Source organism: Mesorhizobium sp. M1273, assembly GCF_040318195.1.
GTDB lineage: Bacteria > Pseudomonadota > Alphaproteobacteria > Rhizobiales > Rhizobiaceae > Mesorhizobium.
Map to the genome: position 1 here is coordinate 62,058 of NZ_JAMYLV010000032.1, position 13,814 is coordinate 75,871.

Consider the following 13,814-nt stretch of genomic DNA (forward strand, 5'->3'; position numbering starts at 1 on the left):
CGCCAGCGCCGAGCTGAGTGGCATGCTTTAACGGTTGGTGAAAGCCTCGCGGATCGCCTCTTCCATGCCGTCGATTGCCTCGCCGGAAGCGTTCGCATTGCGCCGCAGCACCACGTTCGAGGAATCGATGTCGCCGAACCCGTCGGCGGCCGTAAGCTCGCGGCAGCCGGCCGGGATGTTGCTGCGCGAGATCGGCGCAATCGCCAATCCGGAGGTGACGGCGAGCCGCAGGCCGCCATTGGTATCGCTGGTGTAGGCGACACGATAAGCGAGACCGCGCTGTTCCAGCGACTTTATCGCGAAATCCTTGCACCAACCGGCACGGTTGTAGAGCGCGATCGGCACCGGCCGCTCCTCATGCATGTGATGCAGCTCCGACGTCACCCATACGGTTGGGTCATGCATCAGCACCTCACCGCCTGACAGATCCTGCCATTCGAACACCACCGCCAGATCGAGCTCGCCGGCGGCGAGCGCCGCGATCTGCGCACCGGAATGCGCGTAGCGGACGGTGATGTCGACCTGAGGATGGCGCTTGGCAAAGACGCCGAGTGCCCGCGACAGGATCGCGTGGCCATATTCCTCCGGGATACCGATGCGCACCGGCCCGCCAAGCGGCGCCGCGACCATCGATGCCGCCGTCTCGTCGAGCAGTGAAACGATACGCCTGGCGTTGGCGATGAGTTCGCCGCCGCGCTGCGTCAACGCTACACCGCGCGACCCGCGCTCGAACAGGCTGTCGCCGATCATGCCTTCGAGCCTCTTCATCTGCATCGAGACTGCCGACTGGGTGCGGCCGGCCCGCTCCGCCGCTTTGGTGAAATTGCCGGTGTCGGCGACCGCCACGAAGGTGCGCAACAGGTCGCTGTCGAGATTGGGTCGCATGTGCCCACCATAAGAAAATCTGATTGCTGGCATCATTCCAATTCGTTTGCAACATGCCAAACGGGGGACGATAGTCGCCTTACCCATTGGATATGCGGCCGCGAAATCGGCTGCGGACCAATCAAAAGTCCTCACTCGTACCCGCTGCCCGAAACGGTGGCGGGTTCTTTTTACCCGGATGCAGGCCTGCCTTCGGCCACGCACGCGGGAGACAGGAGCGCCTATGCAGAATCGGCTTGTGCTCGGCATCTTCAGCCTCTGTCTCGGCGTGCTGGTCTTTTCGCTGCAGGACCCGCTGGTCAAGGCGGTGTCGAGCCACTATCCGGTCACCGAGGTGATGGCGATCCGCTCGATCGTCGCCCTGCCGATCCTGGTTTTCCTCGTCCACGCCGATGTCGGATTGCAGGCGATCCTGTCGAAGCGGTTCGGCATGCTGACGATGCGCGCCTTCATCCAGTTCACCTCCTACACGGCCTACTATCTGGCAATCGCCGCCCTGCCGCTGACTGACGCGGTGGCGCTCTATTTCATGGCGCCGCTGTTCATCATGGCGCTGGCCGGCCCCTATCTCGGCGAACGCGTGTCCTGGCAGGCGCTCGCCACCGTCCTGGTCGGCATGCTCGGCGTGCTGGTCATGGTGCGCCCGGGCGCCGGCTTGTTCGACTGGGCAGCGCTGCTGTCGCTAGGTTCGGCTCTGCTCTACGGTTTCTCGCAGCTGATGGCACGCAAGATCGGCGACACCGAATCCTCGACTGTCATGGCGTTCTATCAGAACGGCGCCTATCTGGTCGGCGCCGCCTTGGTGGCGGCATTGTTTTGGCTGGCAGGCATTGACCACGCCGTGCATCCGAGCCTCGAATTCCTCGTCCGGCCATGGGTCTGGCCGGCGACGCCGGACCTCCTCAAGATGGGGGCATGCGGCTTCGTTGCCTCGGCCGGCATGATCCTGTTGTCGCAGGCCTACCGGCTGGCGCCCGCCAACAGCGTCGCCACCTTCGAATACACCGGTATCATCTGGTCGCCGCTATGGGGTTTTCTGTTCTTTGCCGAGGTGCCGCGACCAGCGACGGCGGCCGGCGCAGCCCTCATCATCGGCGCCGGGCTTTTTGCGCTCAATGCCGGCCGGCGCCGGAGCGGCGCGCCAGCCAATACGGCGACCTGCGACCCTGCCTGAAGGCGGTCGGCCTTGGGCTTAGGCGAAGCAGGCGAGCGCCTGTTCGACGCGGGCGCGGATTTCAGCCAGCGTGAACGGCTTTTGCACGACGTCGAGAATAATGCCGTCCAATTCCTCGGCGCGCTCGCGCTGGTCGGCATAGCCGGTCATCAGCATGATCTTCATCGCCGGGAACAGCGCTGCTGCCGCCTTGGCCATCTCGATGCCGTCCATCTCCGGCATGCGGATGTCGGACAGCACAAGGTCATAGCTCCCTTGCGCCGCCCGGATCAGAGAAAGGCCATGTGCGCCGTCCGCGGCGACAGTGACATTATGCCCGGCGCGCTCGAGCGCGCGAGCGGCGAGAGTGCGGACGGATTCATCGTCCTCGACGATCAGGAGCTTTGCCATGGGCAAGATATTTGGCGAGGAAAAGTTGATGTTTCCTGAAAGCCAGGAAGGCCATGAGGCCTTTTCAGAATTCGCTCCGCCGAGTCATATGACGTGGTTTTCGAGACCCGGAGCGGACGTTCGAGTCCGTGAGCACCGGAAGCGCAGAAAACCGCGTCAGATGACCGCCGGAGTAGAATTTTCAAAAGGCCTCAGGCGTCGCCCTTGACGATGCCGACGAACGGCAATTCGCGAAACGCGTGGGCGACGTCCATGCCATAACCGACGACGAAATAATCGGGGCAGTCAAAGCCGACATAGTCGGCGTTGAGCGTGGTCTGGCGGCGCATGCGCTTGTCGAGCAGCACGGCGATGGCACAGCTCCTTGCGCCGCGCGACAGCATGAGGTCGCGGGTGAAACTCAGCGTCTTGCCGGATTCCAGAATGTCGTCGATCAAAAGCACATCGCGACCGGCGACCTCGTTGTCGATGTCGCGCAGCACCCTCACCTCACCGCTGGTCGTGCCGGCGCCATAGCTGGAGATGAAGATGAACTCGACCTCCGGCGACAGGCCGACATCGTGCATGGCACGGATAAGATCGGCGGCGAAGATGAACGATCCCTTCAGCACCGAGATTACCAGAAGGTCGTGGTAGTCGTGCCCGGCGATCTCCTTGGCAAGTTCCAGGTTCCGCCGCGCGATGGCGGACGCCGAAAACAGGACTTCGATGTCCTTGCCGCGCACAACTGGCATTGGCTGCCCTTCCAGAATGATCGCCTTTGTAGGCGAAGCCGACCGAAACGGTCTTCAACCCGTTTCTAGGCATGTCGTGCCGTCTGGCAAGGCCAAATCTTTCGCAGGGCACCCGCGAACGGTCGGATGTCCCACCGTCGCGAATCGTTTATCTGGTGACCTGTTGATTTTCTGGCGCCGCTCTAACGAACCAGCGCATGGCCGCCCGAAATCCAGAAGGCGGCAAAGACGGCACCGACGCCGACAATCCAGAAGATCGGCCCACCATGCACCCACAACGGCCGTTCGACGGCGGTTTCGGGCTTGCGCAACATGTCCATGCCTTCGATCGAAGGCATGGAAATCATGCGCGCAGGCGGCGGCGCAAAGTCTTGACGTGTAAAATGGCGGGGCAGCACCTCATAGTCGGCATCGATGACCTCGGCGGTCACGTCGCGCATGATGCGTTCCGGCTCGGCGGCCGGATCGGTCATGATTTCGCCGGAAACCGGGCGCGCGGTTCGATCCTCAGCCATCATGGCCCAACACTACCGCACCTGTTCGCTGTTCGTTTCTTTTGGGTAAACGGAAATGGTTAACGCTTCCCCACCGGAACCCCTGTGACTCGCTCGAAAAGCCCCCAAATTAACCGTCGGTTAACCATGCCGGCCGATGGTCTTTCCACAGAAAGGGCTGGCATCTTGCCGCCGAGAATTTCAGGTCGTCGAAAGTGATCCGCTTCGAAAATGTCGGCCTCCGCTATGGCATGGGTCCGGAGATTCTCCGCGACATCTCCTTGCACATTCCGGAGCGCTCCTTTCAGTTCCTGAGCGGACCTTCAGGCGCCGGCAAGACGACGTTGCTGCGGCTTTTGTTCATGTCGCTGAAGCCGACGCGCGGCCTGATCACCATTTTCGGCAAGGACCGCTCGCGCATCTCGCGCACCGAATTGCCGCATCTGAGACGTCGCATCGGCGTGGTGTTCCAGGATTTTCGCCTGCTCGACCATATGACCACCTACGAGAACGTGGCATTGCCGCTGCGCGTGCGCGGCCGCGAGGAGGCGACCTATCGCACTGACGTCACCGAGCTGCTGAAATGGGTCGGCCTCGGCGAGCGCATGCATGTGCTGCCACCGGTGCTGTCTGGCGGCGAGAAGCAGCGCGCCGCCATTGCCCGGGCGTTGATCGAGCAGCCCGAGATCCTGCTCGCCGACGAGCCGACCGGCAATGTCGACCCGCCGCTGGCGCGACGCTTGCTGCGGTTGTTCATCGAGCTCAACCGGCTGGGCACCGCCGTGGTGATCGCCACACACGACCTCGGCCTGATGGAACAGGTCGACGCACGGCGAATGATCCTGGCCGGCGGAAGGCTGGACATCTATGACTGAGCTCTCCGTCGAACATTTCGAGGGTCAGGACGCCGCGGCGGCAAAGCCCCGCGTCCAGCGCAAAATGGCGCCGATCGTGCCGGCGCAGAACATCGCCGGCCGGGCGCTGGTGCTGGTCATTGCCATCATGACGTTTCTGTCCTGTCTGACGTTTGGCGCAGTCACGCTGGTGCGTGACACCGCCTCCGTCTGGGAGAACCAGATCTCGCGCGAAGCGACCATCCAGATCAAGCCGGTCGACGGCCTCGACATGGAGGCCGCACTTGCGCTGGCCTCGCAGATCGCCGGCGAATTCCCTGGCGTGAAAAGCGCCAGGATCATCGATCGCGAAGCAACGGCCCGACTGCTCGAGCCTTGGCTAGGCTCGGGCCTGAACATCGATGAGCTGCCGGTGCCGCGCTTGATCATCATCACCATCGACGAGAATAGTCCGCCCGATTTCACCGCACTGCGCGCGGCAATCACGCCGAAGCTGCCGAGCGCCTCGCTCGACGATCATCGCACCTGGGTCGACCGGCTGGTTGCCATGGCCCGCACCACGGTAACGATCGGTATCGCAGTGTTGGCGCTGATGCTGTCGGCGACGGTGCTGACCGTTGTATTCGCGACGCGCGGCGCCATGGCCGGCAATGGCCACATCATCGAGGTGCTGCATTTCGTCGGCGCCGAGGCGCGCTTCATCGCGCGCGAATTCCGCCGGCATTTTCTGGTCACCGGCATGAAGGGCGCCGCGGCAGGCGGCGCCGCGGCGATCCTGGTCTTCATCGTCTTCTCCTGGTGGTCGTCACGCAACATGGCAACGCCGCAGGCCGACCAGGCGACCGCCCTGTTCGGCAATTTCGCCATCGGCTCGGCGGGTTATCTCGGGGTCGCTGTCATGGTGCTGGTGATCGGCGCGCTGACGGCGGCAACTTCCCATTTTACCGTGGTTACCTATCTCAGCGACATCGACATTCGCCAGCCGGACGCCGGCTAAAGGAAAGATCGATCACGGATGAAAACGCATCGTCACGAAAATTGCATTTTTTTCCTACCAAAGGCCGTATTTCGGGATTAACCATTTCATGATGGACGTTCGGGACTCGACCGATACCGCTGGATGCATGCCAGTGCTGGTTGCGCGCCCGCCTGTATTCGCCGAGCCTGATGAATTTGCCAAGCCGGATCAGTTTGCCAAACATGGGCGGCTGCTGGCAGGGCGCTCCTTGCGCATCTCGGCTCTCCTTCTGCTGGCCTTTATGGCGCTGTTTGTCGCCGGCTTCGGCTGGTTCGCCAATACCGTCAGCCGCCTGACTACGCCCGCCAATCCGGCAAGGGCCGACGCTATCATCGTGCTGACCGGCGGCCAATCGCGCCTCGACGCTGCGATGGGCCTGCTTGCCTTAGGCAAGGGCGAGCGGCTGCTGATCAGCGGCGTCCATCCCTCCGCCAGCCGCCGCCAGCTTCAGGCCGCGACCGGCGGCGACAAGAGGCTGTTTTCCTGCTGCGTCGACATCGACCGCGCCGCGCTCGACACGATCGGCAATGCCGAGGAAAGTGCCAAATGGGTCGAGGACCATGCCTACGGCACCGTCATTCTCGTCACCAATAATTATCATATGCCGCGTAGCCTGCTGGAAATGGGCCGGCTGCTGCACGGCGCAAGGCTCGAGCCCTATCCGGTGGTCAACACCAACCTCGAGAATGGCGGCTGGCTGACCAAGCCGGAAGCGCTGCGCGTGCTGTTCACCGAATACAACAAATACCTGCTGGCGCTGGCGCGCGGCATCATGCCGGTGAAGCAAGCCGAGAGCGTCGCGCTGGCCGACGCCGCAGGCGGAAGCTGAACGGCACCGGCACTTTTATTCCCTGGCTCTTATTCCCTGGCTGCTGCATCCGATCGCAAGCGTGCGATCTCCTGTTCGAGCCGTTCGATGCGCTTGTCGCGTTCGCCCAGCGCCGCCGCCACGTCGGCCGCTTCGAAACGCTGCGGGATGTGCTGCGAGCAATTTGAATCCCAAGCCGAAACCGTAAACAGGATGACCTGCTCGGGTCGCGCCTTATAGTCTTGCGGCATCAGCTTTGCCGTCAGCTCGGCATCGCCCTCGACGACTTGCGCTTTGCCCCAGATCTTGATGCGCTGCCGGTGCGCATAATCGATCAGGAATAGGAAAGCCTGTGGGTTGTCGCTGAGGTTGCCCTGGGTGATGAACTGCCTGTTGCCGGAAAAATCGGCAAAGCCGATCGTCCGTTCGTCGAGCACCGTGAGGAAACCGGCAGGCCCGCCGCGATGCTGGATGTAAGGCTGCCCGTCGGCATTGGCGGTCGACAGAAAGACGCTGGTCTGCGCCTCGATGAAGGCGGCGAGATCGGGCGTAATTGCCGCCTGCCAGCCGCCACGCTTCTCGACACGGGCATAGGCCTGGCGCGAGCCCTTGCGCGCCTGAATCGCCTTCACCGTCGGGGTGAAAGCAACATCGCTGGTGTGAGCGTTCATGGAAGCCTCCTCAAGCGCCGAGCTGCGCTGCATTGCTAGTCAGGAAAATACGTCCTTCCATCTTCGAGATGCAGATGCCATATCTGTAATCCATCCTTCCGTTTTCCGGAAGGGCAAATTTTCGGGAGAGCTATGGATCGCCTCCAGTCCATGTCGCTTTTCGTTGCCGCGGCGGAGACAGGCAGCCTCTCGGCTGCCGGGCGCCGCTTCGGCATTCCGCTGACGACGGTCAGCCGCAAGGTTTCGGACCTGGAAAAGCACCTGAAGACACGGCTGTTGAACCGCTCGGCGCGGCAGCTGTCGCTGACCGATGCAGGCCACGCCTATCTCGCCGCCTGTCGTCGCATTCTCGATGAGGTCGGCGAGGCCGAGCGAATAGCCGCCGGCGAATACAGCGCCCCGACCGGCGAACTGATCGTCACTGCGCCGATCGTCTTCGGCCGCCTGCATGTGCTGCCGGTCGTCACCGGCTTCCTCTCCGTCTATCCTGAGGTAGGTGTGCGGCTGACACTCGCCGACCGGATAACCCAGTTGGTCGAAGAGCACATCGACCTCGCCATCCGCATCGGCGAGCTTGCCGATTCGAACCTGATCGCCACCCGCCTGGGTTCAATCCGCCGCGTCGCTTGCGCGAGCCCGGCCTATCTCGCCGAGCACGGCACACCGAAAACGCCGCAGGAGCTTGCAGCACACAGTGCCATCACCTTCGAAGGGCTCACCGCCGCAGCCTGGAGCTTCGCCACCGGCAAGACCGAATTCAGCGTGCCGATCCGCTCCCGGCTGCGGGTCAACACCGCTGAGGCGGCAATCGATGCGGCGATTGCCGGCGTCGGCGTGACGAGGCTGCTTTCCTATCAGATTGCCGCCGCAGTCCGGTCGGGTACGCTGCGCCCGGTGCTGCAAGAGTTTGAGCCAGACCCATGGCCGGTGAGCCTCGTCCATGCCGGCCAGGGGCTACTGCCGGTGAAGCTGCGCGCATTCCTCGACTTCGCCGCCCCGCGCCTGAGACAGCGCCTGCTGCAGGCCGCGTGGGAAACGTGACGAAGACGGCCCTCGCAAGGCCGGGCCGATCGCCCGCCTCGCAGCGTTTCCTTTTTGCGGGCGCTTGGTGTAACCAACGCACACCTCCTCACCGGGCACTTGCTGTATGCTGTATTTCCGCTCGCTGGCGTTCAATCTCGCCTTCTACCTCAATTTGATCGTCCAGATGATCCTCTGGACCCCGTATTATTTCCTGTCGCCACGCCATCGCGCCTGGTTCGTGCCGAAATTCTGGTCGCGCACCAGCATGTGGCTCTACGACAAGATCGCCGGCACCAGAAGTGAGATCACCGGCCGGGAAAACCTGCCTGGCGGCTCCTTTATCCTGGCGCCGAAGCACCAGTCCTTCTGGGACACGATCGCTTTCCTGCCTTATCTCGACGATCCCGTTTACATATTGAAACGGGAGCTGACCTGGATCCCGTTCTTCGGCTGGTACATTTTGAAGATGCGGATGATTCCGGTCGACCGCGGCAGCCGCTCGAAGGCATTGAAGACGGTGATCGCCGCGACCAAACAGGAATTGGCGCGCAATCCGCGCCAGCTGATCATCTACCCCGAGGGCACCCGCCGGGCGCCGGGCGACGAACCGGTCTACAAATACGGCATCGTCGAACTTTATGCCCAGCTTGGCATTCCGGTGGTGCCGGTCGCCCACGTTGCCGGTCTCTATTGGCCGCGCCGCAAATTCCTGCGCTATCCCGGCACGATCAAGGCGCGCTTCCTGCCACCGATCCCGCCCGGCCTCGGCAAGGACGAATTCATGCAACGGCTGATCGGCGAGACGGAAGCCGCCTGCGACCAGCTTCTCGTCGAGGCGGCACAGACGCCGAACCCGCCGCCGATGCCGCCGACGGCAATGAAACGGCTTGGTGAGCTCGATGCGAAACCTGAATTGAAAGGCTGAGACACCTGCCGCGCATGCCGGAAAGGCTCACGGCAAGGCAGCCAGGGCGGCTGTTGCAACCAGCGTCACGGCAAACACCAGATTGATGATCCGCGACGCCAGCGGTTTGCGCAGCAAATGTGCAAAAGCCGCGCCGGCGAGAAGCCACAAGAGATGAATGGCAGCAATCATCAAGGCGAGGACCGCCAGCTTGGCTGAAATAGCAAGACCGCCGGCGCCAGGAGACGCGCCGGCGAACACGGCGGCAATCGCCACATAGGCTTTCGGATTGGCAACGGCCAGAAGGAACCCGCCCAGGAAAGTGGGAGGTGCCGCCCCACCAATGCGTGCCGCCAGCGGCGGCGCCGTCGCTATCTTGAACGCCAGATAGAGGATGTAGGCTGCTGACGCGACCGCCAACAGCGCTGCGAGCTTCGGCAGCGCGGTGAGAACGGCCATGATGCCCGTCGCCACCACCAAAAGCACGAGAACCGTCCCGACAACGATTCCCGAGGCATAGCGCACCGAACCGCGCAGGCCGAACGCGGCGCCGATCGCGGTGACGCTTATCGTCGCCGGCCCCGGGCTGCCCATGACGATGGCCGACACCAACACAAGCGCCAGCAATCGCTGCCATAGCTGCTGATCGAGAAGACCCTGTCCGGCCATGCGGCGCTGCATCCTGTGACGAGGCAGGGACGGTAGGGCAAGGCAGCGGCGCCGGTCTTGAACGATCGTGCGCGGCTACGCGCTGGCCTTGTCGAGCTCGGCGATATCGTCCGGGCTGAGCTGCAACGACGCGGCACGCACCAGGCTGTCGAGCTGGTCGAGCGTCGTCGCGCTGGCGATCGGGGCGGTGACGCCGGGCCGCGCCATGACCCAGGCAAGCGCCACTTCCGCCGGCTTGGCCGAATGTCTGGCCGACACCGCGTCGAGCGCTGAGAGAATGCGCATGCCGCGGGTGTTGAGATAGCCTTTCACACCGCCACCGCGCGGACTTTTGCCGAGGTCGGCCTCGCTGCGGTACTTGCCGCTCAGAAACCCCTTGGCGAGGCTGAAATAGGTGATGACGCCGATGTCCTCGGCCGCGCAGAGATCGCGCAGCGGACCATCGAAGGACGAGCGGTCGTAGAGGTTGTATTCCGGCTGCAGCACCTCGTAGCGCGGCAGGCCGCGCAGGCTTGCTACGTCAAGTGCGGCCCGCAACTGGGCGGCGTCGAGGTTGGAAGCGCCGGCATAACGGATTTTGCCCTTGTCGAGCAGTTTCTGGTAAGCGCCGAGCGTTTCCTCATAAGGGGTCGCCAGGTCGGGCCAGTGCGACAGATAGAGATCGACGCTATCGACCTGCAGCCTCTTCAGCGAAGCATCGATGGCCTTTTCGATATAGGCGGCGGACAGGTCCCTCTTGCCCTGTCCCATATCCGAACCGACCTTGGTGATAACGACAACCTTGTCGCGGTTGCCGCGGCTTTTCATCCATTTGCCGATGATGGTTTCGGATTCGCCGCCCTGGTGGCCGGCAATCCAGCGCGAATAGGAATCGGCCGTGTCGATGGCGTTGAGGCCAGCGTCGACAAAGCGGTCGAGCAGGTCGAACGAGGTTTTCTCATCGGCGGTCCAGCCGAACACATTGCCGCCCAGAACCAATGGCGCGATGGATAGGTCGGTGCGACCGAGACGACGTTTCTGCAAGGCTGATCTCCATGGTGATTCATGCTGGGGCGGATGGGAGCCGCCGACCGGGCTAACCTATGTCGCGCCGTGGCAACGTCAAACGCATAGCCTCTTTTCCAGCCCGCCGGCGCTTCACAAAGCCGCGACCCGCCGCGCCGTGTCCGGCCCCAAGGCGCTGGTCCCGGGTATCCAAACCAGCAGCCTCTGAAGAAACGATCTGGCAAGTTTGGCACATAGATTGTCAAATCTGCCAATTCTGACTTTTGCCGGCCGACCGTAGGTTCCGCCGCGCTGACGCAAGTCTCAGCACGGTCTGGCCGGGGCTCAGACTGTTGGCCTCGGATCGTTTGTTATGGAGACCGGCATGAAAGCAATTGTATTTGACGCCATCGGTTTGCCGCGCGACGTGCTCTATGTGAATGACCTGCCGTTGCCACGGATCAGCGACGGCGAGGTGCTGGTCAGGATGGTCTCGGCCTCGATCAATCCGGGCGACTTCCTGTTTATCCAGAACCTCTATCCCGAACCGAAGAAGCCGCATTTTCCCCGGCAGATCGCCGGAAACCATGGCGCCGGCATCGTCGAAGCCGTTGGCGAGAACGTTCGGTTGGAACCGGGGATGCTTGTCGCGTTCAGCTATTATGGCAGCTGGGCCGAGTACGCCGCCATTCCCGCCGAATGGCTGATCCCGTTGCCTGCCGGCTATCCTGTCGAACGCGCCGGGCAGATGGTGAACCCCATTACCGCGTGGGATCTGCTGGTGGATTCCCGTGTGCGGCCTGGCCAGTGGCTGGCTGTCACGGCCGGCTATTCGTCAATTTCGACAATGGTGATGCAGTTCGCCCAACGACGCGGCATCAACGTCATCGCGCTTGTGCGGCGCTCGCACCAAAGATTCGATCTGAAGACGCTTGGCGCCGCCGCCATTCTTGACCTTTCGGAGTTGAAGACAAGTATCCGGGAAGCCGTGATGGATATCACTGGTGGCGCCGGATTGAACGGGATTATCGACAATGTCGGCGGACCTGTCAGCGGCGAATTGATCCGCACCCTGACGCTCGGCGGGCAGATGGTGATCAATGGCGGCATGAGTGCCGAGCGCTTCGAACTGCACAATTTCGATGTGTTGCTGAGCGGCGTCGAGATCAGGGCGAATATCTATCGCTATTTCTTTTCGCCGCCGGTCGAAGCCGACCGGCCTGTGCTACGCGAGATCATCGACATCTTCGGCCAGCCCGGCTTCCACGTTCCTGTCGGCGGTCTCCACGTGCTGACCGAGTTCAAGCTTGCCGTGGCAGACAGCCTGGATCGCGCTGATCTTGGAAAGCAGATTTTCAGGATGTAGCCCGCTCACGACACCGAAGCTACGTCGCGATCCGTCTTGTCACGTCTTCCAGCCAGTGATCGCTTATACCCAGTGCTTCGAGGTGCTCCAGCGTGCTGAGCACGTAATCCTCATTCCTCCCCGACTGGCCGACGGCGCCGCGGACGACGGCCGCCGCCTCGGCCGCGTCGAGCGCGCCGGCATATTGCTCATGGCTGCGGTCGACAACGTAGGCCACGGCCTCCACCGTCTCGCCCCCATTGGTGCCGCGCCTGTCCGTCTCCTCGTTATCGAGGCGAACGCGGAGCACACGTTCGAGATAGACGTTGGTGACCAGCTCGCGTTCGCGCAGATAGGTGATGACCTCGTTGCGCAGCTCGCCTGGAACCCGGAACGCCAGCCCGATGCAGGAGCCTCCGCGGTCGAGGCCGAGCACCAGGCCCGGCCGTTCGCGCGTGCCGCGATGCACGAAAGAATAGACGCAGAGCGAACGGCGGTAGCCATGCAGGCGGGCGCGCCGCGTCTCGACATGTGCGAATCCCGGTCGCCAGATCAGTGAGCCGTAGCCAAAAACCCAAAAATCGCCCATATCGCCAAGCCTGATTGTGACGACCACCTCACCGGTGGTGTTTCAGTCCGTCTACCTGTTGGTGCCGCAAGCGACAGCCCGCCCGTGCCACCCCGCGTTAACGAAAGCCGCAGCATGACGTCAAGTGACGAGCGCCCGCCGCCCAGCCAACGTCGCCGCCTGTTGTGGCTTGCCGCTTTCATCCTCGTGCTGTTCGGCATCTACAGCGCCGGCTGGTTCTACCTGGCGGACCTGGTCGAGAGCGCCACCAAAAAGGCGGTCGCCGATCTCGACGACAAAGGCATCAAGGCCGACTGCGCCAATCTCGCGGTCAGCGGCTATCCCTTCAGCTTCACCGTTTCCTGCGACAGCCTGGCTTACGAGGACGACAGCCGCAACATCGCGGCATCGACAGGCAAGATCAACGCCGCCACGCAGATCACCCGGCTTCTGTCGCCTGCCGCCGAGCTCAGGGGGCCGCTCAGGACCTCTGTTCCCGGCATGACCCCGCTCTGGATCGACTGGGATGATCTGCGGGCCGACATGAAGCTGTCCTGGCCGCTGCCGAGGCGCCTCTCGCTGCAGGCAGAAGGCCTGTCCGGCCAGACCGATCCGGCAGACGACACCGATCCCGTCTCGCTGTTCAGCGCCGGAACCGCCACCGGACAATTGCGCCCAAACGGCCCGGACATCGACTATGCCGGCAATTTCACCGATCTTGAAATCGACGCGGCGGCCATCGGCGGGCGCGTCTTGCCGCCGCTCGACGGCAGCGGCGACGTCACGCTGAAAAACGGCGTGACACTGATCAAGGCAAATCCGAAGAGCCTGCGCGGCCAGGCGGCCGAAATCCACGAGCTCGATCTGTCGTCCGGAACTGCGCGCATCAGCGTTTCCGGACCGCTGTCGGTCGATGACGACGGTCTCATAAATGCCGACCTGACGATCAGGCTCAATGATCCAAAGGCCGTGGCGGCAATCCTCGCCACCGCCATCCCCGAGCAAAAGAAAGAGATCCAGACCGGCTTTGCCGGACTGGCGCTCCTCGGCAACCAGCCGTCGATGCCGCTGAAGATCGTCAGGGGCAAGGCCTCGCTCGGCTTCATCCCGCTCGGCAAGATCAAGCCGCTCGATTAGAGTATCCGTGTTGGTCAAGGGAGAGATGGTGTCCAGGTCCGATTGTCCCTGAGTAGTGCGTTTGCGAGGATGATGAGCTTTCGCATGATGGCTGTGATGGCGAGTTTTGAGGCTTTGCCGTCGGCCGTGAGCTGGTGGTATTTTGCCTTTAGATCG

General features: G+C 62.9%; 16 protein-coding genes and 1 pseudogene. 8 read left to right on the forward strand and 9 right to left on the reverse strand.

Annotation, left to right across the window (positions count from 1 at the left end; genetic code table 11):
• Nucleotides 1-27: 27 nt before the first annotated feature.
• Nucleotides 28-885, reverse strand: coding sequence for a LysR substrate-binding domain-containing protein (locus tag NKH30_RS26025; protein ID WP_352471415.1), 858 nt, complete (start codon nt 883-885; stop codon nt 28-30).
• 223 nt (nt 886-1,108) lie between these two features.
• On the opposite strand from NKH30_RS26025, the gene NKH30_RS26030 reads away from it, so the two are divergent.
• Entirely contained in the window at nt 1,109-2,059 is a 951-nt protein-coding gene (locus tag NKH30_RS26030; RefSeq protein WP_352768070.1) for a DMT family transporter, read from the forward strand.
• 18 nt (nt 2,060-2,077) lie between these two features.
• Here the strand turns inward: NKH30_RS26030 and NKH30_RS26035 are convergent, their stop codons facing one another.
• From NKH30_RS26035 to NKH30_RS26045, 3 genes are all read right to left on the reverse strand, one after another.
• Entirely contained in the window at nt 2,078-2,449 is a 372-nt protein-coding gene (locus NKH30_RS26035) for a response regulator (RefSeq protein ID WP_352691048.1), read from the reverse strand.
• Between the two features lie 191 nt (nt 2,450-2,640).
• On the reverse strand, nt 2,641-3,183 hold the full coding sequence (gene hpt, locus NKH30_RS26040; RefSeq protein ID WP_254816654.1) for a hypoxanthine phosphoribosyltransferase: 543 nt from the start codon (nt 3,181-3,183) through the stop codon (nt 2,641-2,643).
• 182 nt (nt 3,184-3,365) lie between these two features.
• Nucleotides 3,366-3,656 carry a hypothetical protein gene (locus tag NKH30_RS26045; RefSeq protein WP_352683073.1) on the reverse strand — a complete coding sequence of 97 codons (291 nt, stop codon included), beginning with the start codon at nt 3,654-3,656 and terminating at the stop codon, nt 3,366-3,368.
• A 236-nt stretch (nt 3,657-3,892) separates the two neighbouring features.
• Here NKH30_RS26045 and ftsE point away from each other — a divergent pair, with 236 nt between their 5' ends.
• From ftsE to NKH30_RS26060, 3 genes are all read left to right on the forward strand, one after another.
• Entirely contained in the window at nt 3,893-4,552 is a 660-nt protein-coding gene (gene ftsE / locus NKH30_RS26050; protein WP_023677923.1) for a cell division ATP-binding protein FtsE, read from the forward strand.
• Nucleotides 4,545-5,528 (forward strand): cell division protein FtsX, encoded by a 984-nt coding sequence (locus tag NKH30_RS26055; protein ID WP_352768080.1) that lies wholly within the window; start codon nt 4,545-4,547, stop codon nt 5,526-5,528. Before ftsE ends, NKH30_RS26055 begins: the two co-directional genes overlap by 8 nt.
• A gap of 262 nt (nt 5,529-5,790) precedes the next feature.
• Complete coding sequence (locus NKH30_RS26060) at nt 5,791-6,378, forward strand: YdcF family protein (protein ID WP_502899572.1); 588 nt, start codon at nt 5,791-5,793, stop codon at nt 6,376-6,378.
• A 29-nt stretch (nt 6,379-6,407) separates the two neighbouring features.
• Here NKH30_RS26060 and NKH30_RS26065 read toward each other — a convergent pair whose 3' ends face one another.
• On the reverse strand, nt 6,408-7,028 hold the full coding sequence (locus NKH30_RS26065) for a pyridoxamine 5'-phosphate oxidase family protein (RefSeq protein WP_352768087.1): 621 nt from the start codon (nt 7,026-7,028) through the stop codon (nt 6,408-6,410).
• 132 nt (nt 7,029-7,160) lie between these two features.
• Between NKH30_RS26065 and NKH30_RS26070 the strand changes: the two genes are divergently transcribed.
• Nucleotides 7,161-8,069 carry a LysR family transcriptional regulator gene (locus NKH30_RS26070; protein ID WP_352768090.1) on the forward strand — a complete coding sequence of 303 codons (909 nt, stop codon included), beginning with the start codon at nt 7,161-7,163 and terminating at the stop codon, nt 8,067-8,069.
• A gap of 106 nt (nt 8,070-8,175) precedes the next feature.
• Nucleotides 8,176-8,976: a lysophospholipid acyltransferase family protein gene (locus NKH30_RS26075; RefSeq protein ID WP_352540198.1), complete on the forward strand. Its 801-nt coding sequence runs from the start codon at nt 8,176-8,178 to the stop codon at nt 8,974-8,976.
• Between the two features lie 27 nt (nt 8,977-9,003).
• On the opposite strand, the gene NKH30_RS26080 is transcribed toward NKH30_RS26075, so the two are convergent.
• Both NKH30_RS26080 and NKH30_RS26085 read right to left on the reverse strand, forming a co-directional pair.
• Entirely contained in the window at nt 9,004-9,624 is a 621-nt protein-coding gene (locus tag NKH30_RS26080; RefSeq protein WP_352768094.1) for a LysE family translocator, read from the reverse strand.
• A gap of 75 nt (nt 9,625-9,699) precedes the next feature.
• On the reverse strand, nt 9,700-10,647 hold the full coding sequence (locus NKH30_RS26085) for an aldo/keto reductase (protein ID WP_352768097.1): 948 nt from the start codon (nt 10,645-10,647) through the stop codon (nt 9,700-9,702).
• A 346-nt stretch (nt 10,648-10,993) separates the two neighbouring features.
• Here NKH30_RS26085 and NKH30_RS26090 point away from each other — a divergent pair, with 346 nt between their 5' ends.
• Nucleotides 10,994-11,974: a quinone oxidoreductase family protein gene (locus tag NKH30_RS26090; protein WP_352768100.1), complete on the forward strand. Its 981-nt coding sequence runs from the start codon at nt 10,994-10,996 to the stop codon at nt 11,972-11,974.
• Between the two features lie 19 nt (nt 11,975-11,993).
• Here the strand turns inward: NKH30_RS26090 and NKH30_RS26095 are convergent, their stop codons facing one another.
• Nucleotides 11,994-12,542: a gamma-glutamylcyclotransferase gene (locus tag NKH30_RS26095; protein ID WP_352683087.1), complete on the reverse strand. Its 549-nt coding sequence runs from the start codon at nt 12,540-12,542 to the stop codon at nt 11,994-11,996.
• 114 nt (nt 12,543-12,656) lie between these two features.
• Here NKH30_RS26095 and NKH30_RS26100 point away from each other — a divergent pair, with 114 nt between their 5' ends.
• On the forward strand, nt 12,657-13,658 hold the full coding sequence (locus NKH30_RS26100) for a DUF2125 domain-containing protein (RefSeq protein WP_352768103.1): 1,002 nt from the start codon (nt 12,657-12,659) through the stop codon (nt 13,656-13,658).
• A 14-nt stretch (nt 13,659-13,672) separates the two neighbouring features.
• Here NKH30_RS26100 and NKH30_RS26105 read toward each other — a convergent pair.
• Nucleotides 13,673-13,814 (reverse strand): annotated as a pseudogene (locus NKH30_RS26105) (IS110 family transposase); the annotation flags it as partial.

Excerpts from the sequence above, each read along its gene's own strand:
- NKH30_RS26035 (WP_352691048.1), bottom strand. The coding sequence starts at position 2,449 with ATGGCAAAGCTCCTGATCGTCGAGGACGATGAATCCGTCCGCACTCTC.
- hpt (WP_254816654.1), bottom strand. The coding sequence starts at position 3,183 with ATGCCAGTTGTGCGCGGCAAGGACATCGAAGTCCTGTTTTCGGCGTCC.
- NKH30_RS26070 (WP_352768090.1), top strand. The coding sequence starts at position 7,161 with ATGGATCGCCTCCAGTCCATGTCGCTTTTCGTTGCCGCGGCGGAGACA.
- NKH30_RS26030 (WP_352768070.1), top strand. The coding sequence starts at position 1,109 with ATGCAGAATCGGCTTGTGCTCGGCATCTTCAGCCTCTGTCTCGGCGTG.
- NKH30_RS26090 (WP_352768100.1), top strand. The coding sequence starts at position 10,994 with ATGAAAGCAATTGTATTTGACGCCATCGGTTTGCCGCGCGACGTGCTC.
- NKH30_RS26065 (WP_352768087.1), bottom strand. The coding sequence starts at position 7,028 with ATGAACGCTCACACCAGCGATGTTGCTTTCACCCCGACGGTGAAGGCG.
- NKH30_RS26045 (WP_352683073.1), bottom strand. The coding sequence starts at position 3,656 with ATGACCGATCCGGCCGCCGAGCCGGAACGCATCATGCGCGACGTGACC.
- NKH30_RS26025 (WP_352471415.1), bottom strand. The coding sequence starts at position 885 with ATGCGACCCAATCTCGACAGCGACCTGTTGCGCACCTTCGTGGCGGTC.
- NKH30_RS26095 (WP_352683087.1), bottom strand. The coding sequence starts at position 12,542 with ATGGGCGATTTTTGGGTTTTTGGCTACGGCTCACTGATCTGGCGACCG.
- NKH30_RS26055 (WP_352768080.1), top strand. The coding sequence starts at position 4,545 with ATGACTGAGCTCTCCGTCGAACATTTCGAGGGTCAGGACGCCGCGGCG.
- NKH30_RS26080 (WP_352768094.1), bottom strand. The coding sequence starts at position 9,624 with ATGGCCGGACAGGGTCTTCTCGATCAGCAGCTATGGCAGCGATTGCTG.
- NKH30_RS26100 (WP_352768103.1), top strand. The coding sequence starts at position 12,657 with ATGACGTCAAGTGACGAGCGCCCGCCGCCCAGCCAACGTCGCCGCCTG.
- NKH30_RS26060 (WP_502899572.1), top strand. The coding sequence starts at position 5,791 with ATGGCGCTGTTTGTCGCCGGCTTCGGCTGGTTCGCCAATACCGTCAGC.
- NKH30_RS26075 (WP_352540198.1), top strand. The coding sequence starts at position 8,176 with ATGCTGTATTTCCGCTCGCTGGCGTTCAATCTCGCCTTCTACCTCAAT.